Genomic DNA, 25,767 nt, shown 5'->3' on the forward strand with positions numbered 1-25,767 from the left:
TTCCCTCCAGGAAGGTCGGCTCAAGCGAGCCGCGGCCTGTATCGGCTGGCCTGCACCGGCCGTCCCGCATCAGCGGGTGGCCCAGGCAGGCGTGCCGGGTTCATAGGCCAGGTCGCCGTCGTAGTGGCCCGGCACGGCGACGTATCGCAGTACCTCCGTCGCGCCCACCTCGGAGGTGAAGAAGCCGAAGAGGACCAGTTGCTTGATCATCGTGAAGTAGTGCGGCTTCGCCGGCCCCGGGCTGGAACCGTCCGAGGCCACCCATGCGTTGCCGGACCGCGCCTTGGCCTCCGCGTCCAGGGTACGCAGCAGCGCGGCGCGGGCTTCGGGCGTCATCGCCATGAAGCGGCCGCCCGCGCGCTTGTCGAGATCGGCCAGGCCCGAGCGGAAGATGGCCTGGTCCTCGGGCGTGTAGCAGTCGGTCACGAACCGCGCCATGAACGGGCCTACGCCCGCATCCCTGGCCCCGGGCGTGCTGGTCCGCGGCAGGATCGTCTCCGCGATCTCGTCCAGCAGGGCCACCTCGCCCTCGGAGAAGGCACCTTCCGTGGCCGGGACCGTGGACTGCCCGTAGACGAAGGCCGGCATGCCGATCATCGCCGCGCCGGTGGCGGCGGCGATCATTTTCAGAAGCTCGCGACGTTCCATCACAGGTTCCCCGCTTTGAGTTCGCGCACGGCATGGTCCGCGGCCCGCGCCGTCAGCGCCATGTAGGTCAGCGACGGGTTGACGCAGCCACTGGAGGTCATGCAGGCCCCGTCGGTGACATAGACGTTCGGCGCGTCCCAGACCTGGTTGTGCATGTTCAGTACCGAACTGTTCCGGTCGCGGCCCATCCGTGCCGTGCCCATCTCGTGGATGCCCATGCCCGGGGCGTAGTCGCCCTCCACCACCCTGACGTTCTTGACGCCGGCGGCCTCCAGCATCTCGGCGGCGTCGGCGCCCATGTCCTTGCGCATGGTCAGCTCGTTTTGGCGGAGGGACACATCCATCGCCAGCACCGGCAGGCCCCACTTGTCCTTGCGGTCCGGATCGAGCCCGATGGTGTTGTCGTGGTAGGGCAGCATCTCGCCGAAGGCGGTCATGCCTATGGTCCAGTCTCCTGGCACGCTCAGCGCGTCCTTCAGGCCGGCGCCGATGTTCAGTTCGGCGATGTCGCGCGCCCAGCCGGTGCGGCTGGCCGAGCCTTGGTAACCGAATCCACGGACGTAGCCGCGCCTGTCGTCGCCGACGTTTCGGAAGCGCGGGATGTAGAAGCCGCAGGGGCGGCGACCGAAGTAGTACTTGTCCTCGTACCCCTCGACCGTGCCGGAGGCGCCCCTCTGGAAATGATGGTCCATGACGTTGTGGCCCAGCTCGCCCGAGGAGGACCCCAGGCCGCCTTCCCAGACGTCGGTGGCCGAATTCATCAGCACCCACGTCGAGTTGAAGGCCGATGCGTTGAGGAAGATCACGTTGGCCGTGTACCGGTAGGTCTGGCCGTTCTCGGCATCGATGATCTCGACCCCGCGCGCGCGCCTGCGGTCCTTGTCGTAGAGCACCTCCTTGACGATCGAGAACGGGCGCAGCGTCAGGTTGCCTGTTTTCATCGCCGCGGGTAGCGTCGCCGACTGGGTCGAGAAGTAGGCGCCGAACGGGCAGCCCAGGACGCACTTGTTGCGGTACTGGCAATTGACGCGGCCCTGCTCGATCTTGGGCTCGGTGATGTTCGCGGTACGGGAGTGGATCAGGTGGCGGGTGCCACCGAACGCTTTCTCGATCCGCGCCGCCACGTCCTTCTCGACGACGTTCAGCGGGATGGGCGGCAGGAACTGGCCGTCGGGCAGGACGTCCAGTCCCTCGACGGTGCCGGCGATGCCCGCGAACCTCTCGACGTGGTCGTACCAGGGCGCGATGTCGGCGTAGCGGATCGGCCAGTCGGTGGCGATGCCTTCCCGGGCGTTGGCCTCGAAGTCCAGGTCCGAGAGGCGATAGCTCTGCCGGCCCCACAGCAGCGAGCGGCCGCCGACGTGATAGCCGCGGAACCAGTCGAAGCGCTTGGTTTCCGTGTAGGGGCAGTCCTTTTCGTCGGCCCACATGCCCAGGGTGTTCTCAGCCAGGACGTAGTCGCGCTTCAGGACCGGGTAGTCCGCCTTCATCGCCTGGGTCGGAATGTTGCGGTGCGGGAAGTCCCACGGCTCCTTCGCCGCGTTTACGTAGTCCTTGGCGTGCTCGATGTTCCGGCCGCGCTCGAGCATCAGGACCTTGAGCCCCTTCTCGGTCAGTTCCTTGGCGGCCCAGCCGCCGCTGATTCCCGACCCAACGACGATGGCATCGTAGTGATTGTCTGCCACGGGTGTTCCTCCCTTGGTGGATACTCGAACTCAGGCGTCGCAGAGGCGGATCGCATCGCGCAGCGAGGCGACCGGATCGGGCGCCTCCGGAATGAATTCCTGCGCCAGGTAGCCGTCGAAGCCGGTCTGGCGGATTGCGCGGCAGATGGCCGGATAGTTGAGCTCCTGGCCCTCGCCGATCTCGTGCCGGCCCGGCACGCCTGCAGTGTGGTAGTGCACGAAGAACGGATGGTTCTTGCGGATGGTGGCGATGATGTCGCCCTCCATGATCTGCATGTGATAGATGTCGTAGAGCAGGCCGAAGTTGCCCGATCCGATCCGCTTGCACAGCTCGACGCCCCACGCGGAGCGATCGCAGAGGTAGTCGGGGTGGTCCACCTTGGAATTCAGGAGTTCCATCACCAGCACGACGCCGCGCTTCTCGGCATGCCCGAGGATGCGTTTGAGCCCCGCCTCGGCGTTCGCCAGCCCCTCCCCGGGGTCCATGCCGTTGCGATTGCCGGAGAAGCAGATGAGGTTGCGGTAGCCGGCATCGGCCACCAGGTCGATGTGGCGGGTGTAGCGCTCCACCAGCTCGTCGTGGAACTGGGTGGCAGCGAAGCCTTTTTCCAGGCCCATCTCCGCGCCATTGCACATCGAGCTGAACACGCCATGCGCCTTCAATGCGGGCCAGTCTTCCGGGCCGACCAGGTCGATGGCGGAAAAGCCGATGCGCCGCACTATCCGGCAAAGCTCGGCGACGGAATACCGCTGGAACGTCCAGCGGGCAACGGAATGCTTCAGGTTGGCCCTCAGCGGTTCCACGGCGCCCGCCCGCGCGGAAACGACCCCGGGTGCGGCCAGCCCCATCCCGCCGATCATTGCGGCGCGCAGCGCGTCGCGCCGGGTGAATTTATGGTTCAAGGCAGGCCGCCTCGGCCGCGCCCAGGGCCCCAGCCGCTGTCGAACGCCAGAGCCATCCCGGTGCCGACGGCAGGCGCCGTCTCCTGACCCGCCTCAATCCGCCCGATCGAAAAGTACTCATCCTCTATCGGCCTCCCACCGGTACAGGTAAGCAAATTCACGTTGATGCAATCGATTGCACGATAACAGCCGCGCGATCGATTGCAAGGCCCTGAATGAACCCTTGGCGCTCCGTTCGGCGAGAAAGTGCGACGGGGTTTGGAGATAGGCCCGATGCGGCAATCCCGTCCCGCACCCCTGCCATGGTTTCCGTCCGCGCCTGGCCGAGGCTTGCTGCATTGCACCACCGAAGCGGCGCTCCCAAGCCTTGCAGCCCCGCAGGGCAGGGCGAGCCGGGCGGGCGGGGCGTGGGCGCTGTAGCCCGTGCCGGCCGGCATCGAAGGGCCGGCTTCGCCCGCGCGGGCATAATCCGCTGCGATGCGTGCGATCGCCCCGGGGGCGGGCCGCATCCACTCTTCTTTCGACGCGGATACGACGCATGGACGACGGCAGCCCGGGGCAGTGCAGGAACGCATGGAAGAGGGTGCGATACCCGTGGGCCGGCGCCTGCATGCTGGGGACGCTGCTGGCGATGGCCGGGGGCACGGCTTCCGCGGCCGAGCCGCGGCCAGATGAATCCGCCGCCGCCGCGATGGCCGCCCGGCCCGGACCTGCACTGGCCGCAAGCGAGGATGCCCCGCCCCCGGGGCGCTCCTGCCCCCAGCGCGACGGCGATACCGCTCGCCCGCGCGTGGGCCTGGCCTTGGGCGGCGGCGGCGCGCGCGGCATGGCCCATATCGGCGTGCTGCGCAAGCTGGAGCAGATGCGCATCCCGGTGGACTGCATCGCCGGCACCAGCATGGGCTCGCTGGTCGGCGGGCTGTACGCGGCGGGCATGCAGGTGGATGCGCTGGAGAAGCTGGTGCTGGACACCGACTGGAAGGGGATCTTCGACGACTCCATCGAGCGCCGCGAGCGCACCTACCGGCGCAAGCAGGACGACCGCGACGGCATGGCCCGGGTCGGCGTGGGCATGCGCGAGGGCAAGTGGAGCGTATCGCCCGGCGTGCTGCAGGGCGGGCGCATCCTCTCGCTGATCGAGCGCAGCACGCTGGGAGTGAGCGGCATCGACGATTTCGACGAGCTGCCGGTGCCGTTCCGCGCGGTGGCCACCGACCTCAACACCGGCGAATCGGTGGAACTGGGCGCGGGCAGCCTGTCCCGCGCGATGCGCGCATCGATGTCGCTGCCGGGCATCTTCCAGCCGCTGGAGATCGACGGACGGGTCCTGGTGGATGGCGGCATCGCCGAGCAGGTGCCGGTGGATACGGTGCGGCGGATGGGCGCGGACATCGTCGTCGCCGTGGACGTGGGCACGCCGCTGGAGGTGCTGGACGCCGACGCGGGCGTGCTGCAGGTGATGTACCAGCTCACCGGGCTGCTCACCGTGCGCAATACCGCGGCCTCCACCGATGGCCTGGGGCCGGCCGACGTGCTGGTGGTGCCGGAACTGGGCGGGGACGTTTCCACCGGCGATTTCGCCAAGGCCGCCGACGCCCTGCGCATCGGCCGGGAGGCCGCCGACGCGGCCGAGCCGCGGCTGGCGGCGCTGCCGCGCTGGCGCGGCGACGTGCCGCGGCGCGACCCGGGCGATGCGCGGCCGGTGATCGAGTTCGTGCGCCTGGAGAACGACAGCGGCTACGCCGACGCGGTGCTGGAGTCGATCATCGACGTGCCGCTGGGCAGGCTGCTGGACGCCGGCCGGCTGGAGACGACCACGCTGCGCATCTACAGCCTGGGCACCTTCGCCAGCGTCGGCTACGACGTGGTCCGCGAAGGCGGGCGCACCGGCGTGGTGGTGCGTGCACGCGAGAAGGCACAGGGGCCCAACTACCTGCAGCTCGGCTACCGGCTGCAGACCGACTTCGGCGGCACCTACGACTCCAGCCTGCGCGCGGCGCTGGTGCGCGCGCCGGCATCGCCGCTGGGCGCCGAGGCGCGGGTGATGGTGGACCTGGGCAGCGAGCCGGCCCTGCGCGGCGAGTACTACCATCCGTTCGATCCGCAGGCGCGCTGGTACTTCCACGGCATCGCCAGCGCCTGGAACGACAACGTCCCGCTGTTCGACGCCGGTGGCCACCGCATCGCCACCTACGATGCGCGGCTGGCCAGCCTGCGCCTGGGCCTGGGGCGCACCCTCGGCCGCTACGGCGCGCTGGACGCGGGCATCGAGCGCACGGTGGGCAATGCCAGCGTGGAAGTCGGCGACCCGGCCCTGCCCAAGGTGGAGGTGGCCTCGGGGGTCTGGTTCGCCACCGGCATCATCGACCGCCTGGACAGCCTCTACTTCCCGCGCCATGGCCATGCGCTGCGGCTGGGCTACCGTGCCACCAGCGGCTGGCTGGGCGGCGAGGCCGATTTCTCGCTGGCCAGCCTGGAACTGCTGGCCGCGCGCAGTTTCGGCCGCGGCGCGGTGCAGGCGGGCTGGTCCTGGCGCAGCACCCTGTCGGGGGCGCTGCCGCTGCACGAGCGCATCGCCATGGGCGGGCGCGGCAACCTGGTCGGCTTCCGCTACAACGAGTTGACCGGCCAGCATGCCTCGGTGCTGATGCTGGGCTACAGCTACCAGTTGGCCACGGTCTTCGGGCGCTCGGCGGTGGTGGGCGCCACGCTGGAATACGGCAACGCCTGGGAGCGACGGCGCGACATGCGCTGGTCCGACGGCGTGGCCAACGGCAGCGCCTACATCGGTTTCGATTCCTGGATCGGGCCGATGCTGTTCGGCTATGGCGCGCGCGAAGGCGGCCAGGACCTGTTCTTCCTGGAGATCGGGCAGCCGTTCTGAGCGCGCGCAACGTCGTACGCCGGCAGGCCGGCGCGCGAGGCCGCGCGTTTCGCAGCCCGCCCACGCGCCGTCATCGTCATCGTTGCCATGTGAGCGATATCAGTCCCCGCGCCGGATGCGGCCGGGTTACCCTCGGCCATCCACGCAATGGGGAGAGAATCGTGAAGCCGATTTTTCTGACGGCGCTGGCCATGCTGCAGGCGATGCCGGCGCTGGCCGCGGAAAGCGCGCAGCCGGCGGCCGCCGGGGATGCGGTGGTGGTCTACACCACCGCGCAGGGCGCGCAACGGCAGATGGTCCGCAGCGAGCTCGTGCCGCTGCAGCCGGGCCACGCGCTGACCGAGGCCGAGAACTCGGTCTTCGTCGAGCCGGGCACGCGCTTCCAGGCCTTCCTCGGCATCGGCGGCGCGATCACCGACGCCACGGCCGAGACCTTCGCCAAGCTCGACGATGCGCGCCAGGCCGAACTGCTGCGCGCCTACTACGACCCCGAGCAGGGCATCGGCTACACCCTGGCCCGCACCACCATCCATAGCTCGGACTTCAGCAGCGGCAGCTATACCTACGTCGAGGAAGGCGATGGCGAGCTGAAGACCTTCTCGGTCGAGCACGACCGCCGGTACCGCATCCCGATGATCAAGCGCGCCATCGCCGCGGCGGGCGGCACGCTGCCGATGATGGCCAGCCCGTGGAGCGCGCCGGCCTTCATGAAGGACAACCGCCACATGCTCCAGGGCGGCAGCCTGTTGCCCGAGTACGCGCAAGCCTGGGCGCGCTACTACACCAGGTTCATCGCCGCCTACGAGGCCGAGGGCATCCCGATCTGGTCCATCAGCCTGCAGAACGAGCCGATGGCCCGGCAGACCTGGGAGTCGATGCTGTACACCGCCGAGCAGGAGCGCGACTTCCTCAAGTACCACCTCGGCCCGGCCATGCACGCGGCCGGCTACGCGGACAGGAAGATCGTGGTGTGGGACCACAACCGCGACATGATGGTCCACCGCGCCAACGTGATCTTCGGCGACCCGGAGGCCTCCAAGTACGCCTGGGGCATGGGCTTCCACTGGTACGAGACCTGGGCCGGGTTCGATCCCATGTTCGAGAACGTCGGCAAGGTGCACGCGGCGTACCCGGACAAGGTGCTGCTGCTGACCGAGGCCACGGTGGAAGGATTCGACTGGTCGCAGGTGCAGCGCTGGGCCAACGGCGAGCGCTACGGCACCTCCATCATCCACGACCTCAACAACGGCGCCTCGGCCTGGATCGACTGGAACATGCTGCTGGACGAGCGCGGCGGGCCGAACCACGTCGGCAACTACTGTTTCTCGCCGGTGCATGCCGACACCCGCAGCGGCGAGCTGGTCTACACGCCCAGCTACTGGTACATCGGCCACTTCTCCCGGTTCCTGCGCCCGGGCGCGCAGCGGGTCGGCGCGGCAAGCAGCCGCAGCAACCTGCTGGCCACGTCCTTCCTCAACGAGGACGGCACCCTGGCCACGGTGGTGATGAACCCGACCGACGTGGCGATCGACTACAACTTCTACGTCGGCGCGGCCTCCACGCGGGCGACCATCCCGGCCCACGCGATCCAGACCTTGCTGCATTGATCCGGGAGCGCAGGCCGCGGCCTGCGGGCGGCGGCCTTCAGCCCGGCTTGCGCGCGCTCAGGAAGGTCCACAGGTCGCGGTAGGACGGAACCAGCACGTCCTGCTCGCAGCGGTCGGTGAAGTGCGCGTCCACCGCTTGGCGGATCAGCGGCAGCAGGCGCCGCCGGTGCGCACGGTCGCCCGCGTCCTCGCGCCCATGGCCGCAGCACTGCATGCTGAACACCCCGCCCGGCCGCAGCGCGCGCGCCACCAGGGCCACGATGCCGGCGACGAAGTCGTCGCGCGACTGGCCTTCGCGCACCGGGTCCATGGTCAGGTCGTAGATCACCGCATCCAGGTCCCGCGCCCGGGCGAGCCAGGCGAAGGCATCGCCGATCTCCAGCCGCGCGCGCGGGTGCGCGTAGGCATCGCCGCACACCGCCGGCAGGTGCCGCCGGCAAAGCTCCACCACGCGCGCGTCGATCTCCACCATGGTCACCTCCGGCGCGTGGGCCAGCGGCTCCAGGCTGCGCAGCAGTTCGCGCAGCACCCCGCCATCGCCGCCGCCGAGGATGGCCACGCGCGACATGCGCGACAGGCCCAGCAGGGGGCTGACCATGGCCACGCCGTAGGCGGAATCGGATTCGGAGATTTGCAGGTCGCCATCGAGGAACAACTGGCCGCCGAACACGGGGTGGCGGGCGATGCGGACCTGCTGCAGGCCGGTGTGCTCCTCGGCCAGGACGATGGGAGCAGGGGGGAGCAGCATAGAGGGACGGGGCTGGAGGCCGGCTCGGTGGCCGTGGAGTAGTGGCATCGGGTATCCGGTTCCGCGCGATCGGGATCACATGCATCCTGTGCAAACTCGCCCGCGGTTGCAAGTTCGCGCCCGCCACGCGCGGGTGCTGCATGGCGGCGATGCCCGCTGACTCGTTCATCCGCCGGGCTGGGCATTGCCCGTTGCGGTCCCCATCTTTCGCCGATGGATCTTTTCCCCCACGGACCGCTGCGCCTGGTCGAGGATGCCGAAGGCGGCATCCGCTACTGGCCCGATGCCGTGCCGGCGGCGGGCGCGCAGGCCTGGTTCGACGCGCTGCGCGCGCACGCCGGCTGGGAACTGCAGCGGCGGCCGATGTACGACCGCCAGGTCGAGGTGCCGCGGCTGCTGGCCGCTTATCGCCTGGACGCGCCCTGGCCCGAGGCGCTGCCGCTGGGCGAAATACTGGAACGGGTGCAGGCGCGGGTTGCCGCGCCCTACAACGCCGTCGGATTGAACCTGTACCGCGACGGCCGCGACAGCGTGGCCATGCACCACGACAAGCTGCACACCCTGGTGCCCGGGCAGCCCATCGCGCTGGTGTCGCTCGGCGCGCCGCGGCGGATGAACATCCGCGCCAAGGCCGGCGGCCGCGCGCAGGCGGTCGAGCTGGCGCCGGGCAGCGTGCTGGCGATGAGCCACGCTTCGCAGCTCACCCACGAACATGGCATTCCCAAGACCGCGCGCGCGGTGGGCGAGCGGGTGAGCGTGGTGTTCCGGGTACGCCCGGCCCGCGACCTGGCACGCGGCCGCCACGGCCCGTATTGGCGGGCGTCCACCGCGATGGAGGGTCGATGAGGCCCGTGCGCGCCATCGTTCCCGCCGGTATCGGGCCATCGTGCGGGGCGGCACGCCGCATCGCAGCCGCTGCGATCGCTCGCCGGCAGGCTCGGCCGATGTCGAGGGAGCGCACGCCATGAGCCGCCGCGGCGGCAGCGCCGACCTGCCCCTGCACGGCGGCCGGGTACCGCCCTGGCTGGCCGCGCGCATGTCCGCGCTGGGCGCGGTGCTGTGCCAGGCCATCGTCATCGAGTACGGCCGCGACGAACTGCTGCGCCGGCTTGCGCATCCGTTCTGGTTCCAGAGCTTCGGCGCGATGATGGGCATGGACTGGCATTCCTCCGGCATCACCACCAGCGTGATCGGTGCGCTCAAGCGCGGCCTGGCGCCGCTGTCGGCCGAGCTGGGGCTGCACGTGTGCGGCGGCCGTGGCCGCCATTCGCGCGCCACCCCGGCCGAGCTGCTGGCGGTGGGCGAGCGCACCGGCCTGGACGGCGCGGCGCTGGCGCAGGCCAGCCGCCTGGTGGCCAAGGTCGACAGCGCCGCGGTGCAGGACGGCTTCGACCTGTACCTGCACGGCTTCATCGTCGCCGACGACGGCCGCTGGGTGGTGGTGCAGCAGGGCATGAACGGCGCGCGCGGGCAGGCGCGCCGCTACCACTGGCTGTCCGAAGGCCTGGAAAGCTTCGTCGACGCGCCGCACGCGGCCATCGATGGGCCGGGGCAGGGACGCATCGTCAACCTTGCCGACCGCCGTGCGGCGGCCTCGCGCAGTGCGCAGGCGCGGTTGCTGGCCGACCTGGGACCGGACGGACTGGTGCGCGCGTACGCGAAACTGCCGGCGGCCAGGTCCGTGCCGCGCACGTCGCCGGAAGCGCCGCGCGGCGGCCACGGACGTGCCGATGCCGACGCGGTGACCGGCTCAATCCGCTCGCGCGCATCCGCACGTGCCAGGAAGGCGCGGACGGATGCCGCCGCGCCGCCGACCACCGGCGACCTGTTCGCGCCATCCTCGATGCGCGACGCCTCCATCGCCCCGACCGCCTCCACCGCCCCGTTGCCGGCATGGAGCCCGTCCCGCGTGCCGCACCTGTCGCTGCCCGACCACCACGACGTGCGCGCCGGCGACGTGGTCCTGCGTCGCCTGCACGGCGCCCTGGCCGCCGCCGCCGAGTGCGGGCCGCGGGATTTTCCCGAGCTGCTGCAGGTGCCCGGCGTGGGCGCGCGCACCGTGCGCGCGCTCGCCCTGGTGGCCGAGGTGCTGCACGGCACGCCCTGCAGGTTCACCGACCCGGCGCGCTTCTCGCTGGCCCACGGCGGCAAGGACCGGCAGCCGTTCCCGGTGCCGACGCGGGTTTTCGACCACACCCTGGGCGTGCTCAAGGCCGCGGTGGCGCAGGCGAAGCTGGGCAACGAGGAGAAGCTGCGCGCCATCGCCCGGCTGGATGCGCAGGCGCGGCGGCTGGAGTCGGTGGCCGGCGGGCCTTCGCTGGAGGCGCACATCGCCGGCGAGCGGCGCGACGCGCACCGCTACGGCGGGCGCAGCGTGTTCGGCTGGGAGAAGCCGCAGGCCCCGGCCGGGCCCGCGGCCGCCGGTGCGCCCGACAAGGCGGGCTGAAGGTGCCCGGCGCCGCGTCCGGCGACGATGTGCCGATCGACGGCCGCTGCTTCGCCTATGTCTTCCTCTGTCGCGGGGAGGACCGCTGCAAGATCGGTTTCTCCCGCGATCCGCTGGCCCGCATCGGTGCGCTGCATCCGCGCGGGCCGCCACCTGCCGCCCTCCGTGCTCGCCTGGTACGTGCGCGGCTGATCGCCGTGCCGTAAGAGGACGGCGGCATCGACCACGCCCCGGGGGCTGCGCCTGCGCCGTTGACGCGCCTGCCGTCGCGGCGCATGCACGGCGGCTGCCCCCGGGCAGGCGCCGCCGCGCGGTGCGGCGGGCGCCGGCCCGGACCGCTCAGGCGGTCCGCTCGCGGTACGCGTCCACCGGGATGCAGGCGCAGAACACGTTCTTGTCGCCGTGCACGTTGTCCACCCGCGAGACCGGCGGCCAGTACTTCTGCAGTTTCAGCGACGGCAGCGGGAAGGCGGCCAGTTCGCGCGGGTAGGCGTGGGTCCACTCGCTGCCCGACACCTGCAGCGCGGTGTGCGGGGCGTGGCGCAGCGGGTTGTCCTCGCGGTCCAGGCGGCCGTCCTCGACCGCGGCGATCTCCTGCCGGATCTGGATCATCGCGTCGATGAAGCGATCGAGTTCGTGCAGCGACTCGCTCTCGGTCGGCTCGACCATCAGCGTGCCCGGCACCGGGAAGCTCAGGGTCGGGGCGTGGAAGCCGAAGTCGATCAGGCGCTTGGCCACGTCCTCGGCGGAAATGCCGGTGGCCTTCTCCAGCGGGCGAAGGTCGAGGATGCACTCGTGCGCGACCAGGCCGTTGCGGCCGGTGTACAGCGTCGCGTAGTGCGGCGCCAGGCGCTTGGAGACGTAGTTGGCGTTGAGCAGGGCGACCTGGGTGGCCTTGCGCAGGCCGGTGGCGCCCATCAGGGTCACGTACATCCAACTGATCGGCAGGATCGAGGCGCTGCCGTAGGCCGCGGCGCTGACCATGCCGCCTCGTGATGTGCGGTCGTCCTGGTCGCCGCCAGGGATGCCGGCACGAGGCAAAAACGGCGCCAGGTGCGACTTCACCGCGCACGGGCCCACGCCCGGGCCGCCGCCGCCGTGCGGGATGCAGAAGGTCTTGTGCAGGTTCAGGTGGGAAACGTCCGAGCCCCACTTGCCCGGCTTGGCCACGCCGACCAGCGCGTTCATGTTGGCGCCGTCGGTGTACACCTGGCCGCCGTGGGCGTGCACGATCTCGCAGATCTCGACCACGTCCTCCTCGAACACCCCGTGGGTGGACGGGTAGGTCATCATGATCGCGGCCAGGTGGGCCGAGTGCTTCTCGGCAGCGCGGCGGATGTCCTCCACGTCGACGTTGCCGCTGGCGTCGCACTTGGTGACCACGACCTTCATCCCGCACATCTGCGCCGAGGCCGGGTTGGTGCCGTGCGCCGACTCGGGGATCAGGCAGATGTCGCGGTGGCCCTCGCCGCGCGAGCGGTGCCAGGCGCGGATCGCCAGCAGGCCGGCGTACTCGCCCTGGGCGCCGGAGTTGGGCTGCAGGCTGACCGCGTCGTAGCCGGTGCATTCGGCCAGCATCGCTTCCAGCTCGGCGATGAGCTGGCGGTAGCCCTCCGTCTGCTCGGCCGGGGCCAGCGGGTGGATGTCGGCGAACTCCGGCCAGGTCACCGGAATCATCTCGGCGGTGGCGTTGAGCTTCATGGTGCACGAGCCCAGCGGGATCATCGTGCGGTCCATCGCCAGGTCCTTGTCGGCCAGGGCGCGCATGTAGCGCAGCAACTCGTGCTCGCTGTGATGGGTGTTGAACACCGGGTGCTGCAGGAAGGGGCCGGTGCGGCGCAGCGCGTCCGGGATCAGCGAGGGCGCCTGCGCGTCGAGCGCGTCGACCGAGGGCAGGGCGGCGCCGTCGGCGGCGAACACGCTCCACAGCGTTTCGACGTCGGCGCGGGTGGTGGTCTCGTCCAGGGAGATGCAGATCGAGCCGTTGCCGCGCACCCGCAGGTTGATCCGGGCCTCGCGGGCGCGGGCCAGGATCGCCGGGCCGGCGTCGCCCGGCTCGATGCACAGGGTGTCGAAGGCGCTGGCGTGGACCGTCGCGTGGCCGAGCCGGCGCAGGCCGGCGGCCAGGATCGCGGTCAGCCGGGCCACCCGCGAGGCGATGCGGGCCAGGCCCTCGGGGCCGTGGTAGACCGCGTACATCGAGGCCATCACCGCCAGCAGCACCTGCGCGGTGCAGATGTTGGAGGTGGCCTTCTCGCGGCGGATGTGCTGCTCGCGGGTCTGCAGGGTCAGGCGGTAGGCGGGGTTGCCGTCGGCATCGACCGACACGCCGATCAGGCGGCCCGGCATGGAGCGCTTGTAGGCGTCGCGGCAGGCCATGAACGCGGCGTGCGGGCCGCCGAAGCCCAGCGGCACGCCGAAGCGCTGCGAGCTGCCGACCACGATGTCCGCGCCCATCTCGCCCGGCGGCTTGAGCAGGGTCAGCGCCAGCAGGTCGGTGGCGAACACGAACAGGGCCTGGTGGCCGTGGACGGCCTCGGCGTCGGCGCTCCAGTCGGCGATCCAGCCGCTCGACGCGGGGTACTGCACCAGCACGCCGAAGTAGTCGCCGGCGGCCAGCTTCTGGTGGAAGGCGTCGGTCGAGCGCGCGACCTCCACGGCCAGGCCCAGCGGCTCGGCGCGCGTGCGCAGCACTTCCAGGGTCTGTGGGTGGGTGTCGCCGGCGACCAGGAAGGTATTGGACTTCGACCTGGCCGAGCGCCGGGCCAGGGTCATGGCCTCGGCCACGGCGGTGGCCTCGTCCAGCAGCGAGGCGTTGGCGATCTCCATCCCGGTGAGGTCGGCGCACATCGTCTGGAAGTTGATCAGCGCCTCCATGCGGCCCTGCGAGATCTCCGCCTGGTACGGGGTATAGGCGGTGTACCAGGCCGGGTTCTCGAGGATGTTGCGCAGGATCACCTTGGGCGTGTGGGTGCCGTAGTAGCCCTGGCCGATGAAGTTGCGGAACGCCTGGTTCTTGGAGGCGATGGCGCGCAGCCTGGCCAGCGCCTCCTCCTCGGTGAGGCTTTCGGGCAGGGCCAGCGGCGCGGCGGCGGCGTTCGTGCCGGACCGGATCAGCGCGGGCACGATGGCGTCGGTCAGGGCCTCGAGCGAGTCGTGGCCGACGGCGGCGAGCATGGTGGCGATCTCGGCGTCGTTGGGGCCGATGTGGCGGCCGACGAAGGCATCGTGCTGCTCGAGTTCGCGCAGGGAAGGTTGGGACATGGCAATGGGCACCGGAGAGAGGAGGGTCGTCCCGACATCCGGATCCTTCGCCGGTCGTCCCCGTGGATGCGGGAGTCCAGTGCCTCTGCCCTCGCGGCCCGTCGGTCCGGTCCGGGGAAAGGGGGAAGCGCAAGCCACTGGGCCCCGCCTGCGCGGGAACGACGCACGAAAGCCGGTCTCGGCCTGTGCCCCTCTGTCCTTTTGCCTGAGAGTTTGGAAGCTGCGGACGAGGACGCGGCTTCGTGCCCCTTCGGCGCCGGCGCGGCCCTGGCGGGCGGCCGATCTCTCCAGAGTGTTTGGAACGGCGGTGGTATCGGGCCTGAGCGATTACGGGCGTTGCGCCTTCGGCAGCCGGCCGGGGCCGGCTTCTCCCACCTGTGCAGCGTGGCGATTATAGCCGAGCGCCGGCGGGGCGCGGGGCGGTGCGCCGCATGGCTTAACATGTCGGCGGCGCGGCCGTCCGTGCCGCCCGGTACCTTCCCCCCACCGCCCGCCGGCACCGCCGCGGGCGGGCGCCCCCGCCGCCACGATCGCCCGCCGCAATGAGCCCAACCCCCGCTCCGAGAACCGGGATCAGCACGCGACGCCTGGCCCTGCTGCTGGCCGGGCTGGCGATGTTCGGCCCGTTCTCCATCGACACCATCTTCCCCGCCTTCCTGCAGATGGGCGCGCAACTGGGCGCGGACAAGGTGGCGATGCAGCAGACCATCAGCGTCTACCTGATCGCCTATGCGCTGATGAGCGTGGTCCACGGGCCGCTGTCGGACGCCATCGGCCGGCGCCGGGTGATCCTGGGCGGGCTGGCGGTGTTCACCCTGGCCTCGGCCGGCTGCGCGCTGTCGCGCGACCTGGGCACGCTGCTGGCGTTCCGCGCGCTGCAGGGATTGTCGGCGGGCGTGGGCCTGATCGTGGGCCGCGCGGTCATCCGCGACGTGCTGCACGGCGACGACGCGCAGCGGCTGATGAGCCAGGTGTCGATGATCTTCGGCATCGCCCCGGCGATCGCGCCGATCATCGGCGGCTGGATGCTGGGCGCGGGGCGGTGGCCGCTGATCTTCTGGTTCCTGGTCGCGTTCGGCGTGCTGCTGCTGGGCAGCGTCGGCCGCTGGCTGCCGGAGACGCACCCGGCCGAGCTGCGCCTGCCGCTGCGGCCGCGCGGGCTGCTGCGCGATTACCTGGCCATCGGCGCCAACCCGCGCTTCCAGCGCCTGGCCGCGGCCGGTGCGCTGAACTTCGCCGGGCTGTTCCTGTACATCGCCTCGGCGCCGGCCTTCGTGATGGACCTGCTGAAGCTGGGCGAGCGCGATTTCGCCTGGCTGTTCATCCCCACCATCGGCGGCATGACCGTGGGCGCGTTCCTCTCGGGACGCCTGGCCGGGCGCTGGCCGCCGATGCGGCAGGTGGAGGCCGGCTTCGTCTGTTCCGGCCTGGCCGCGCTGGCCAACGTGGCCTACAACGCCCTGGCGCCCTCCATCGCGATTCCCTGGGCGGTGCTGCCGATGACCCTGGCCGCGTTCGGCGTGGCCCTGGTGTTCCCGGTGCTCACCCTGGCGATCCTGGACATGTACCCGCGCCAGCGCGGCTCGGCCTCCTCGCTGCAGGCCTTCTTCCAGTTGCTGCTCAACTCGGCCGTGGCCGGGTTGCTGTCGCCACTGCTCAGCCACCGCGGGCTGCATCTGGCGCTGGGCATGGCCGGGTTCGTGGCCGCCGGCTGGCTGTTCTGGCGCTGGGAGGCGAGGATGGCGCGGCGTTTCCCGCCGCCGGCGTCCTCGCCGATGATCGAGCCCGGCGAACAACTCTGACCCCCGCGGCCTGCCGCGCCAAGACAGGAAGCCCCCATGTCTGTCCAATCCAAGGCCCGCCGCGATGCGCGCAAGCGCAAGGCCGTGCGCGAGCGCAACCAGGCCCGAGCCGACGCTCCACGGATCGAGCCGCACGCCGAGCTGCGCGACCGGGAGGGCAACCTGCTGGCCGGCATCGTCCGCCAGTCCGGGGTCTGGGTACTGGGCATGGACGGGCGCATCGCCGGCAGCACCGACAGCGCGGCCCAGGTGTTGATGCTGATCCGCCGCGCCCAGCGGCTGCACGACGCGCAGGGCGTGCCGGTGAAGCTGGTGTACTCGGACGCGCTGCGCGACGAGGCCGAGCTGGAGGCGGCTGCGCAGGGGCTGTCGCTGGCCGATCACGAAAAGCGGCTGGAGGAGGAGATGGCCGCGGCCCGGCCGGCCGGGCAGGACGGGAGCGACACCACACATTGAGCCACGGAGAGGGGGATTTTCTTCGGCAATGCGGTGGCATCGACGGCAGTCCTCGTTGCATTGTCGTTGCCGTCGCGGCCGGGAGAAGAACCAAAAAGATAACGGGCGCCCGAAGGCGCCCGTTCCGTGTCGTGGTGGCCCGGGAGGCCGCCTCAGGTCTGCGGTTGCGGTGCCGCCGGCGGGGGCGCGGTGGCCGTGGTGCCGCCGGTCTGCCAGCCGCAGGACCTGCCTTCGTTCTGCTGCTGCAGCCATTCCTGCAGCGGCGCGAAGTATTCCAGCACCGCGCCGCCGTCGATCTGCTCGCTGCCGGTCAGCTCCTTCAGCGTGGCCTGCCACGGCTGGCCGGCGCCCTTGGCCAGCATCGTCTGGAACTTCCGGCCGGCCTCGGCGTTGTCGTAGAAGGTGCATTCGTACAGCGGGCCGGTATGGCCGGCGGCCTCGCACAGCGACTTGTAGAACTGGAACTGCAGCACGTGCGAGAGGAAGTAGCGCGTGTACGGCGTGTTGCCGGGCACGTGGTACTTGGCGCCCGGGTCGAAGAACTCCTCGCCGCGCGGGGTGGCCGGCGCCACGCCCTGGTACCGGGCCTTCAGCTCCCACCAGGCCTGGTTGTAGTGGTCCGGGGCGATGGAGCCGTCGAACACGCCCCAGCGCCAGCGGTCGATCATCAGCCCGAACGGCAGGAACGCCACCTTGGCCAGGGCCATGCGCATCTGCGCGTTGATCAGCGCCTGCCGGCTCTGGCCCTGGCTCTGGACCAGGCCGATCGACTCCAGGTAACTGGGGGTCATCGCCAGCACGATGGTGTCGCCGATGGCCTCGTGGAAGCCGTCGTTGGCGCCGTTCTGGAACAGCGGCGGCTGCCCGTTGTAGGCCAGGTAGTAATAGACGTGGCCCAGCTCGTGATAGATGGTGGTGAAGTCCTCTTCGTTGGGCTTGATGCACATCTTGGTGCGCACGTCGCCCTCCATGTCCATGTCCCAGGCGCTGGCGTGGCAGACCACGTCGCGGTCCAGCGGCTTGATGAACTGGGTCTTCTGCCAATAGCTCTCGGGCAGCCTGGGCATGCCCAGGGAGACGTAGAAGTCCTGGGCGCGCTCGGTCATCTGCCGGGCCACCTGCGCCTGCGCCTCGCGCTCGGCCTCGAAGCGGGCCTTGGCGTCGGCGCCGGGGCCGCGCCGGTACAGCGCGGCGCCCAGGTCGCGCTGGTACTGGCGCTCCAGCGCGCCGGTGATGTCCAGGTTGCCGGCGCCCTTGTACGGCTCCAGCATGTCCCACAGGTTGCCCCAGTCCTGCTGCCACATGTTGCCCATCAGGTGCGCCGGCAGCAGGCCCTCGCCGACCCGGCCGCGTTCCACGCCGTAGGTCTGCTGCAGCCGTTCGCGGGCATAGCAGTGCAACTGCTCGTACAGCGGCCGCACCTGCTCCCAAAGCCGGTCGGTCTCGGCGGCGAAGGCGTCGGCCGGCATGTCGTAGCCGCTGCGCCACATCGTGCCGGCGTCGGCATAGCCCATCTCCCGCGCGCCCTCGTTGACCAGTTCGACGAAGCGCGCGTAGTCCGGGCGCATCGGCTGGGCGATGGAATGCCAGCCCTGCCAGGCATCCAGTTGCGCGTCGTAGTCGCGGCTGGCGCGCAGCACGTCCTCCAGTTGGCCGAGCTGGCGGCACTGCCGGGCCGGGCCCTCGCCGGTGCAGTAGGCGCCCTTGCCGTAGGTGCCCTCCATGCGCGCGGCGATCCGGGTCAGCTCGGACAGCTTGGCCGGGTCCTTGGGCGCCGGCATCGCGGTCATCAGCTTCAGTTGCGCCAGCGCGCGGGCGCTGTCCGGGCTCATCGGCCGCCCTTCGAACCGCCCGGCCTCCTCGATCCACCCGTTGAGCGTGCCCAGCCAGCGCTCCTGCGCCTTGGCCGCCAGGCGCTCGCTGTCGTCGTTGATGTAGGTGGAGGAAAGCCACTGCGCGGAGGACAGCTCCGGGTACATGGCCTTGTACTCGGCATTGACCCGGGCGACGAAGGCGTCGGCGTCCTCGCCGTCCTGCGCGGTGCCGGGGGAGGCGGTCGCGGCCGGGTCCGGCGGCGCCGGCGTGTTGCAGGCGGACAGCGACAGCAGGCCCGCGACGAGGGCGAGCGAGGGCAGCAGGTGGCGGTGGTTCACGTGGATTCCCCGGTGGGATGCGGTTGCCGGCAGGCTAGTGGGGCCGCGTGCGCCGGGCAAGTGGACGTTCGCCGATGCCGTGCCCGCCGGTGAGGAGGGACAGGGGCCGGCGTCAGGCCGGCAGCAGGCCGCGCTCAAGCAGCCAGGCGCGCGTATCGCTGGCATCCTGCTCGAACCACGCCCGTGTCGATCCCAGCCGGTAGGTGTAGCCCCAGGCGTCCATGTCGGCCATCAGCCGTGCTCTGCCGACGCCGGGCAAGGCATCGGCGAGCACGATCTGCAGGTAGCAGGCGGCGTCCTCCTCGGCGACCGAGTCGGTGGCATCGGTGTGGACCGCGGCGCGGCGCTCGGGCGGCAGCACGATCAGGTGGCAGGCTTCGTGCAGCATCGAGTGCACGGGGGTGTCGCCGCGCACGTGGACGGTGCCGCCGATGATGCCGGCCTCCGGCTCGCCCCAGTAGCTGCCGGGGATCGGCGCGCCGTCGGCCACCGTTTCCAGCCGCAGGCCGTGGCCGGCGAGCAGGGCGGCGGCATCGGCGAAGGCGATGTCGCGCAGGCACAGGACGTCGGGGGCGGGGACGGATTGCATCGGCATGTACGTGGTGCGGGAACCGCGGCGGCGCTGTCGCGTCCCTGTAGGAGCCGGCAGGACCGGCCCTACAAAGGGCCGGCGGCCAGGCCAGGGAAGCGCCCGGACCGGCCGGCGGCATCGTCCGCCGCGGCTCGCCGGGACAGCCGGCCCGCGGGATGGCCTCAGGCCGGTCCTTCCGGCAGCGCCACCGAGATGTCCAGCACGTCGTGCTCGCCGTCCTTGATCAGGTCGACCTTGACCGCGTCGGCATCGACGTTGACGTACTTCTTGATCACTTCCAACAGCTCCCGCCGCAGCAGCGGCAGGTAGTCCGGCGCGCCGCGGCTGCTGCGCTCCTGGGCGATGATGATCTGCAGGCGGTTCTTTGCCGTCTCCGCGGTGTTCTTCTTGGTCTTGAGGAAGTCGAACAGGCCCATGCTCACCCTCCAAACAGCTTGCTGAAGAAGCCCTTCTTCTCCAGGGTGGTGAAGCGCATCGGCCGTTCCTCGCCCAGCAGGCGTGCCACCGCGTCTTCGTAGGCCTGGCCGGCCTCGGATTCGGCCTCCAGGATCACCGGCTCGCCCTTGTTGGAGGCATTGAGCACGTCGGTCGATTCGGGGACCACGCCCAGGGCCTTGAGCCCCAGCACCTCCTCCACGTCGGTGATGCTGAGCATCTCGCCGGTGTCCACCCGCCCGGGGCTGTAGCGGGTCAGCAGCAGGTGCGCCGGCAGCGGCTCGCCGCCCTCGGCGCGGCGGGTCTTGGAGTCGAGCAGGCCGATGATGCGGTCCGAGTCGCGCACCGAGGACACTTCCGGGTTGACCACCACCACCGCCTTGTCGGCGAAGTACATGGCCAGGAACGCGCCCTTCTCGATGCCCGCCGGCGAGTCGCAGACGATGTATTCGAACCCGTCGGCGGCCAGGTCCTTGAGCACCTTCTCCACGCCTTCCTTGGTCAGCGCGTCCTTGTCGCGGGTCTGCGAGGCGGCCAGCACGAACAGGTTGTCGAAGCGCTTGTCCTTGATCAGCGCCTGCTTGAGCGTGGCCTCGCCCTGGACGACGTTGACGAAGTCGTACACCACGCGGCGCTCGCAGCCCATGATGAGGTCCAGGTTGCGCAGGCCGACGTCGAAGTCGATCACCGCGGTCCGGTGCCCGCGCCGGGCCAGGCCGATGGCGATGCTGGCGCTGGAGGTGGTCTTGCCCACGCCGCCCTTGCCGGATGTGACTACGATGATTTCAGCCAATGGATGTCTCCTTGACGCCGTGTGCGGGGTCGTGTCGGGTGGGAACGCGCGCCTGGCGTCCGGGGGATGCCGGCGCGCGCCGGGTCATTCGAGGGCGGCCAGCCGGAGCTGGTCGTTTTCCAGCCAGACCTGCACGGCCTTGCCGCGCAACTGGTCGGGGATATCGTCCAGTACCTTGTAGTGGCCGGCAATGGCCACCAGTTCGGCGTGGAACTGGTGGCAGAAGATGCGGGCCTCGGCGTTGCCGCGGGCGCCGGCCAGGGCGCGCCCACGCAGGGTGCCGTAGACGTGGATGGAGCCGTCGGCGATCACCTCGGCACCGGCGCCCACCGTGGACAGCACGGTCAGGTCGCAGCCTTCGGCATACAGTTGCTGGCCGGAGCGCACGGCGGTCTTCTGCATCCGGCCCGGCGGCCGCGGCGCTTCGACGGCCTTTGCGGGCGCGGGCTTGCGCGCCGCCGGCGCGGGTTCGCGAGCCGGCGGCGGGGCCGGGGCCGGCTCGGCGCGCCCGGCCTGTTCGTATTGGGCGCGGAACTTGGCCAGCACCGGCAGGCCCAGGCGTTCGGCCAGGGCGTCGTTGTCGCGGGTGCCGTAGGCCAGCGCCACCGGCAGCACGCCGGCGTCGCGCAGGCCGTCGATCAGCGCACGGGCGCTGGCCTCGTCCGGGGTCTGCGCCAGGCCGCCGAAGTCGACGATGACCGCCGCGCGGCCGAACAGCTTGGGCGCGCGCTGCACCCGCTCGCGCATCTCGCGCACCAACTGCGCCACGTCCAGGGTGCGCACGCGCAGGTTGGCGATGCCGACCTGGCCGATCTTCAGTTCGCCCGCCTGCTCGTAGTCGTTCGCCGCCAGCGCCACGTCAGGTCCCCGTGGCGCGGCTGTCGCGCGGCTGTGGCCGGCGCGGGCGGCCGACCCAGGGCAGGTCGGGCAGGGCGTCGCCGTAGGTCTGGCGGATCCACGGGTAGCTGCACAGTTCCTTCATCATCATGCTGGCGCGCACGTCGACCTCAGGCATCACGTTCTGGCCCGCCTCGTGGAAGCCGAAGCTGCCGTGGAACAGCAGCGCCGAGTCGGCGCCGTGGTCGAGGAACACCTCGCTGCACAGCAGCGGGTAGCGCAGCTCGGCATAGCTCTGCACGTCGGCGTAGAAGGCCCGGCCCACGCCGCCGCCGCGGCGGCGGCTGGCCACCACGATGCGGTCGATGTAGAAGAAGTGCGGGTAGCGCTGCTTGAACCAGGCGAAGTTGCAACTGTCGTGGCCGCTGGCGCTGCCGAAGCCCACCAGGAAGCCGGCCAGGTTGCCGTCGCGCTCGGCCACGCGGAAGTATTCGGCGTTGTCGTAGAAATCGTGCAGCTTGGCCGGGTCCAGCGGCAGGATCGCCGAGCCGGCGTTGTTGTTGAGCGCCAGGACCGAGTCCAGCTCGTGTTCGCGCACGTCGCGGATGACGAAGGACATTGGGTGGAAAAACCGGTTCCAGGAGGGCGGATGGCCGCTGTCGCGACCGCGGGATTATCGCATGGGTCGCGGGGCGGCGGGCATGACTTCCGGCGCAGCGCGGCGCCGTGCCGGCGGCCGTAAGATGCGGGCATGCTCGGATCCATCAGCCATACCCGCCTGCTGCGCTATGCCGGCCTGTTCACCTGGGCCATGGTGGGCGTGCCGCTGGTCTACTCGCAGTACGTGCCGGCCTACGGCAGCGAGGAATCGGAGAGCGCCGCCGAGGGCGCGCGCGCGGTGTGGCTGTTCGCCTGCTACCTGGGCTTCGGCGCCTGCTACTGGTGGCTGACCCGCGGCCCGGGCTACGCGCGGCAGCGCTGGCACGACCGCCTGCTGCTGGTGGTGCTGACCGTGCTGGCCCTGGCGGTGAGCTATTTCAACGGCTCGGGCCTGGGCAGCATCCTGCTGATGGTGGCCGCCGGCGCGATCCCCTGGCTGCTGCCGGCCGGCTCGGGCGTGCTGCTGCTGCTGGTCAGCCAACTGGCGGTGCTGCCGATCTACTACAGCGTGTTCCTGATGCCGCTGTTCGAGGCGCTCATGCAGTCGCTGCTGTACGGCGGCTTCTCCATGTTCATCTACGTGACCAGCCTGGTGGCGCGGCAGCAGGCCCAGGCCCGCGACGAGCAGCGCCGGCTCAATGCCGAATTGCGCGCCACCCGCGCCCTGCTGGCCGACAGCGCGCGGGTCAACGAGCGCACCCGCATCTCGCGCGAGCTGCACGACCTGCTGGGCCACCACCTGACCGCGCTGAGCCTGAACCTGGAAGTGGCCGGGCACATGACCGAGGGCCGGCCGCAGGAGCACGTGCGCCAGGCCCATGCCCTGGCCAAGCTGCTGCTGACCGACGTGCGCGAGGCGGTGAGCCAGTTGCGCGACGCCAGCGGCGGCATCGACCTGGCCGCGGCCCTGCGCCCGCTGGCCGACCACGTCCCGGCGCTGCACATCGACCTGCAGATCGAGTCGCCGCTGGCCGTGGACGACCCCGAGCGCGCCCACGTGGTACTGCGCTGTACCCAGGAGATCATCACCAACGCGGTGCGCCACGCCGGCGCGCAGCGGCTGCGGATCCGGGTCTGGCGCCAGGACGGCGCGATCCGCCTGGAGGCGCGCGACGACGGCCAGGGCGCCGACGGCCCGGTGCCCGGCAACGGCCTGCGCGGCATGCGCGAGCGCCTGCAGCACTGTGGCGGTACGCTCGACATCCAGACCCGGCGCGGCGCCGGGTTCGGCCTGAACCTTTCCGTTCCCCTCTCCGTCCCGGCCCGGCCCGCCATCGAAGGAACGCTGCCATGATCCGAGTCTGCCTGGTCGACGACCAGACCCTGGTGCGCCAGGGCATCCGTTCCCTGCTGGCGCTGGACGGCGGCATCGAGGTGGTCGCCGAGGCCGGCGACGGCCGCCAGGCGGTGGAGCTGATCCCGCAGGCGAAGCCGGACGTGGTCCTGATGGACATGCGCATGCCGGCGATGTCCGGCCTGGAGGCGCTGCAGGTGCTCTCGCGCGACGGCCTGCTGCCTCCGACCATCATCCTCACCACCTTCGACGACGACCAACTGGTGCTGGCGGGCCTGAAGGCCGGGGCCAAGGGCTACCTGCTCAAGGACGTGTCGCTGGAGCAACTGGTCGGCGCCATCCGCACCGTGGCCGGGGGCGGCTCGCTGGTGCAGCCGGCGGTGACCCAGCGCCTGCTCTCGGGCCTGGAGCACATGCGCAACGACTTCGTCAGCCTGGACCGGCCGGACCCGCTGACCGACCGCGAGACCGAGATCCTGCGGCTGATGGCCTCGGGCTTCTCCAACAAGGAGATCGCCAACTCGCTGGGCGTGGCCGAGGGCACGATCAAGAACCACGTCTCCAACATATTGAGCAAGCTCGGCGTGCGCGACCGCACCCGGGCGGTGCTCAAGGCGTTCGAGCTGCAACTGGTCTGAGGCCGGCCGGTTCCCGCGCATGCCTTGCGCTGCGGGGCCCTCCGGCCCGCGCACGGCTCCGCGCCGGGCACCGGTCCGCTGCGCCGGCCCGGCTGTCCGCTGGACAGCGTGCCCGCCGGGAATGTAAGAATTCCGTTCTATCGCCCGCCACGGCACTTCCTGGCTGCGCGTGGGCGGCGAAGCCTGTTAGGATTCGCGTTTCGCATCGACAACTTGCCGTGGAATCGGCCCCGGAGACTCCCGAATGACCCGCATTATCGAGTTCCTGATCGCCTTGGGGATCGTGGCTGTCCTGTTCCTGGTGGTCGGCGTGGTCCTGCCGTCGCACCAACACATCTCCGAGAGCGTGGAGACCAACCGCAAGATGACCATCGTGTACGACACGGTGAACAACCTGCGCCGCTTCAAGGACTGGAACCCGCTGGTGCTGCGCGATCCGAAGGCACAGCTCAACGTCACCGGCCCCGAGGCCGGCGTCGGGGCGCGCCTGGAGTACGTCTCCAACGAAGGCTACATCGGCAAGGGCAACTGGGAGATCGTGGAAAGCGTCCCCAACCAGAAGGTGGTGATCAAGATCGAGGACGAGCGCCGCGGCCACGACAAGACCACCCAGTTCCTGCTGGAGCCGACCGGCAAGAACAACCGCAACGTCAAGATCACCCAGACCTACGACGTCGAGTACGGCTGGAACCTGCTGGGCCGCTACGCCGGCCTGTACGTGAGCCGCCACGTCGGCGACGACATCAAGCTGGGCCTGAGCCGCATGAGCAACATGCTGGCCACCGTGCCGAACTTCGACTACCGCGGCGAAGGCGTGACCCTGCGCGACCTGAAGCTGGTCGACGTCCCGGCCGAGGACCTGCTGGTGGTCAACGCCGGCAACATCGACCGCAGCAACGATGCGATCAAGCAGTCGATCAAGAACAATCAGGAGTGGATCAAGCGCACGCTCGAGGCCAACAACCTGGAGCCGGCCGGCCCGGTGCGCATCATCACCACCGATTTCGGCGCCGAGAAGTACGCCTTCGACGTGGCCGTGCCGGTGCGCCGCAAGGGCTCGGGCAGCGCCGCCGCGCCGGCCGCGGGCGAGGGCGAGGCCGCCGACGAGGCCGCCGCCAAGGCCAAGGCCGAGCAGGCGGCCGCGTTCGCCGCGCCGGCGCCCGCGCAGGGCGAGCCGCTGAAGGTCGCCATTCCCGCCGGCGCGCCGGTGGAGTACCTGCGCACCGCCGCGCATCGTGCCGCCTTCGGTTCCTACTCCGGCTACATGGCCGAGCTGGACGCCGTGCGCAACTCGATCCGTGCCTGGTCGCTGACCAACGGCTACGAAGTCACCGACCGTCCGTACGAGGTGTGGGAAGGCGGCGTGGACAAGGCATTCACCGCCGAGGGCGAGTACGACGTCTACTGGGCGATCAAGTAACGCGACCGGCGCTGTCGATGGCCGGGCATGGCCGCCTCGTGAAAAGCGCCGCGCAAGCGGCGCTTTTCCGTTCGAGGGCCGGGCAGGATCGAGAAAGGGGCCGGCGCCGGGGCCGTGCGGGCCTGGAGGAGCGATGGACGTGAACGCGGGCGGGACGGGGCAAGGCTGGGCCGGGGCGGCCGGCGGCGTGCTGGCGGCGCTGGCGATCGGCCTGTCGGCCTATGCCGCGCACGGCATCGACGATGCGCACGCGCGCGCCGGCGTCCAGACCGCCAGCCTCTACGCGTTCGGGCACGGGGTCGCACTGGCGGCGCTGGCGCGTGCCGCGGTGCGGCGCCTGGGCGCGGCGGCGCTGGCGGTGCTGCTGCTGGGCACGGTGCTGTTCTGCGGCAGCGTGGCCGGCGGCGCGCTGCTGGGCTGGCCGACGCGGCTGGCGCCGGTGGGCGGCAGCCTGATGATGCTCGGCTGGCTGCTGTGGGCGGCCGACGCGGTCAGGCGCTGA

At 70.8% G+C, this 25,767-nt stretch carries 21 protein-coding genes, 1 pseudogene and 1 riboswitch; of the genes and pseudogenes, 11 read left to right on the top strand and 11 right to left on the bottom strand.

The window, feature by feature from the left end; translation table 11 throughout:
* Positions 1-69 precede the first annotated feature (69 nt).
* Genes HNR76_RS02295 through HNR76_RS02305 form a run of 3 tightly spaced genes read right to left on the bottom strand, consistent with a single transcriptional unit; the run spans position 70 to position 3,182 of the window.
* Positions 70-648, bottom strand: coding sequence for a gluconate 2-dehydrogenase subunit 3 family protein (locus HNR76_RS02295; protein WP_162311052.1), 579 nt, complete (start codon positions 646-648; stop codon positions 70-72).
* A complete protein-coding gene (locus tag HNR76_RS02300) occupies positions 648-2,333 on the bottom strand; it encodes a GMC oxidoreductase (RefSeq protein ID WP_162311053.1) in 1,686 nt (561 codons plus the stop codon). Before HNR76_RS02300 ends, HNR76_RS02295 begins: the two co-directional genes overlap by 1 nt.
* Before the next feature lie 30 nt (positions 2,334-2,363).
* The gene (locus tag HNR76_RS02305) at positions 2,364-3,182 is read right to left on the bottom strand and encodes a hydroxypyruvate isomerase family protein (protein WP_246428956.1); all 819 of its coding nucleotides are present in this window, start codon (positions 3,180-3,182) and stop codon (positions 2,364-2,366) included.
* 745 nt (positions 3,183-3,927) lie between these two features.
* Between HNR76_RS02305 and HNR76_RS02310 the strand changes: the two genes are divergently transcribed.
* A complete protein-coding gene (locus HNR76_RS02310; protein WP_281383365.1) occupies positions 3,928-6,120 on the top strand; it encodes a patatin-like phospholipase family protein in 2,193 nt (730 codons plus the stop codon).
* A gap of 203 nt (positions 6,121-6,323) precedes the next feature.
* Positions 6,324-7,727, top strand: a complete 1,404-nt coding sequence (locus HNR76_RS02315) for a glycoside hydrolase family 30 protein (RefSeq protein WP_425501797.1) — start codon at positions 6,324-6,326, stop codon at positions 7,725-7,727.
* A gap of 37 nt (positions 7,728-7,764) precedes the next feature.
* On the opposite strand, the gene HNR76_RS02320 is transcribed toward HNR76_RS02315, so the two are convergent.
* Entirely contained in the window at positions 7,765-8,475 is a 711-nt protein-coding gene (locus HNR76_RS02320) for a spermine/spermidine synthase domain-containing protein (protein ID WP_246428958.1), read from the bottom strand.
* Positions 8,476-8,688: 213 nt separating this feature from the next.
* Between HNR76_RS02320 and HNR76_RS02325 the strand changes: the two genes are divergently transcribed.
* The 3 genes and pseudogenes from HNR76_RS02325 to HNR76_RS02335 form a co-directional block, all read left to right on the top strand.
* On the top strand, positions 8,689-9,321 hold the full coding sequence (locus HNR76_RS02325; protein ID WP_162311057.1) for an alpha-ketoglutarate-dependent dioxygenase AlkB family protein: 633 nt from the start codon (positions 8,689-8,691) through the stop codon (positions 9,319-9,321).
* A 118-nt stretch (positions 9,322-9,439) separates the two neighbouring features.
* Positions 9,440-10,921, top strand: a complete 1,482-nt coding sequence (locus HNR76_RS02330; RefSeq protein WP_162311058.1) for a DUF763 domain-containing protein — start codon at positions 9,440-9,442, stop codon at positions 10,919-10,921.
* Between the two features lie 2 nt (positions 10,922-10,923).
* A pseudogene (locus HNR76_RS02335) lies at positions 10,924-11,064 on the top strand (GIY-YIG nuclease family protein); the annotation flags it as partial.
* Between the two features lie 196 nt (positions 11,065-11,260).
* On the opposite strand, the gene gcvP reads toward HNR76_RS02335, so the two are convergent.
* Positions 11,261-14,185 (bottom strand): aminomethyl-transferring glycine dehydrogenase, encoded by a 2,925-nt coding sequence (gene gcvP / locus HNR76_RS02340; RefSeq protein WP_162311059.1) that lies wholly within the window; start codon positions 14,183-14,185, stop codon positions 11,261-11,263.
* A 183-nt stretch (positions 14,186-14,368) separates the two neighbouring features.
* Positions 14,369-14,486: riboswitch (glycine riboswitch) on the bottom strand.
* Between the two features lie 241 nt (positions 14,487-14,727).
* On the opposite strand from gcvP, the gene HNR76_RS02345 reads away from it, so the two are divergent.
* Positions 14,728-15,987, top strand: a complete 1,260-nt coding sequence (locus HNR76_RS02345; protein WP_162311060.1) for a multidrug effflux MFS transporter — start codon at positions 14,728-14,730, stop codon at positions 15,985-15,987.
* A 36-nt stretch (positions 15,988-16,023) separates the two neighbouring features.
* Positions 16,024-16,443, top strand: coding sequence for a hypothetical protein (locus HNR76_RS02350; protein ID WP_162311061.1), 420 nt, complete (start codon positions 16,024-16,026; stop codon positions 16,441-16,443).
* Positions 16,444-16,595: 152 nt separating this feature from the next.
* Here HNR76_RS02350 and HNR76_RS02355 read toward each other — a convergent pair whose 3' ends face one another.
* From HNR76_RS02355 to HNR76_RS02380, 6 genes are all read right to left on the bottom strand, one after another.
* The gene (locus tag HNR76_RS02355) at positions 16,596-18,596 is read right to left on the bottom strand and encodes a M2 family metallopeptidase (protein ID WP_162311062.1); all 2,001 of its coding nucleotides are present in this window, start codon (positions 18,594-18,596) and stop codon (positions 16,596-16,598) included.
* 112 nt (positions 18,597-18,708) lie between these two features.
* A complete protein-coding gene (locus HNR76_RS02360; RefSeq protein WP_162311063.1) occupies positions 18,709-19,185 on the bottom strand; it encodes a hypothetical protein in 477 nt (158 codons plus the stop codon).
* A gap of 164 nt (positions 19,186-19,349) precedes the next feature.
* Positions 19,350-19,604 (bottom strand): cell division topological specificity factor MinE, encoded by a 255-nt coding sequence (minE, locus tag HNR76_RS02365; RefSeq protein WP_162311064.1) that lies wholly within the window; start codon positions 19,602-19,604, stop codon positions 19,350-19,352.
* Positions 19,605-19,606: 2 nt separating this feature from the next.
* A complete protein-coding gene (gene minD / locus HNR76_RS02370) occupies positions 19,607-20,416 on the bottom strand; it encodes a septum site-determining protein MinD (protein ID WP_162311065.1) in 810 nt (269 codons plus the stop codon).
* Between the two features lie 84 nt (positions 20,417-20,500).
* The gene (minC, locus tag HNR76_RS02375) at positions 20,501-21,268 is read right to left on the bottom strand and encodes a septum site-determining protein MinC (protein ID WP_162311168.1); all 768 of its coding nucleotides are present in this window, start codon (positions 21,266-21,268) and stop codon (positions 20,501-20,503) included.
* 7 nt (positions 21,269-21,275) lie between these two features.
* Positions 21,276-21,872 carry a GNAT family N-acetyltransferase gene (locus HNR76_RS02380; protein WP_162311066.1) on the bottom strand — a complete coding sequence of 199 codons (597 nt, stop codon included), beginning with the start codon at positions 21,870-21,872 and terminating at the stop codon, positions 21,276-21,278.
* Between the two features lie 132 nt (positions 21,873-22,004).
* Between HNR76_RS02380 and HNR76_RS02385 the strand changes: the two genes are divergently transcribed.
* The 4 genes from HNR76_RS02385 to HNR76_RS02400 all read left to right on the top strand — a co-directional run bounded on the left by HNR76_RS02385 (position 22,005) and on the right by HNR76_RS02400 (position 25,767).
* A complete protein-coding gene (locus HNR76_RS02385; protein ID WP_183982070.1) occupies positions 22,005-23,207 on the top strand; it encodes a sensor histidine kinase in 1,203 nt (400 codons plus the stop codon).
* On the top strand, positions 23,204-23,845 hold the full coding sequence (locus HNR76_RS02390) for a response regulator (protein WP_162311068.1): 642 nt from the start codon (positions 23,204-23,206) through the stop codon (positions 23,843-23,845). Before HNR76_RS02385 ends, HNR76_RS02390 begins: the two co-directional genes overlap by 4 nt.
* A 244-nt stretch (positions 23,846-24,089) precedes the next feature.
* Positions 24,090-25,265 carry a polyketide cyclase gene (locus HNR76_RS02395; protein WP_162311069.1) on the top strand — a complete coding sequence of 392 codons (1,176 nt, stop codon included), beginning with the start codon at positions 24,090-24,092 and terminating at the stop codon, positions 25,263-25,265.
* 133 nt (positions 25,266-25,398) lie between these two features.
* Positions 25,399-25,767, top strand: a complete 369-nt coding sequence (locus tag HNR76_RS02400; RefSeq protein ID WP_162311070.1) for a DUF423 domain-containing protein — start codon at positions 25,399-25,401, stop codon at positions 25,765-25,767.

Origin of the sequence: Pseudoxanthomonas broegbernensis (assembly GCF_014202435.1) — a bacterium.
Taxonomy (GTDB): Bacteria; Pseudomonadota; Gammaproteobacteria; order Xanthomonadales; family Xanthomonadaceae; genus Pseudoxanthomonas; species Pseudoxanthomonas broegbernensis.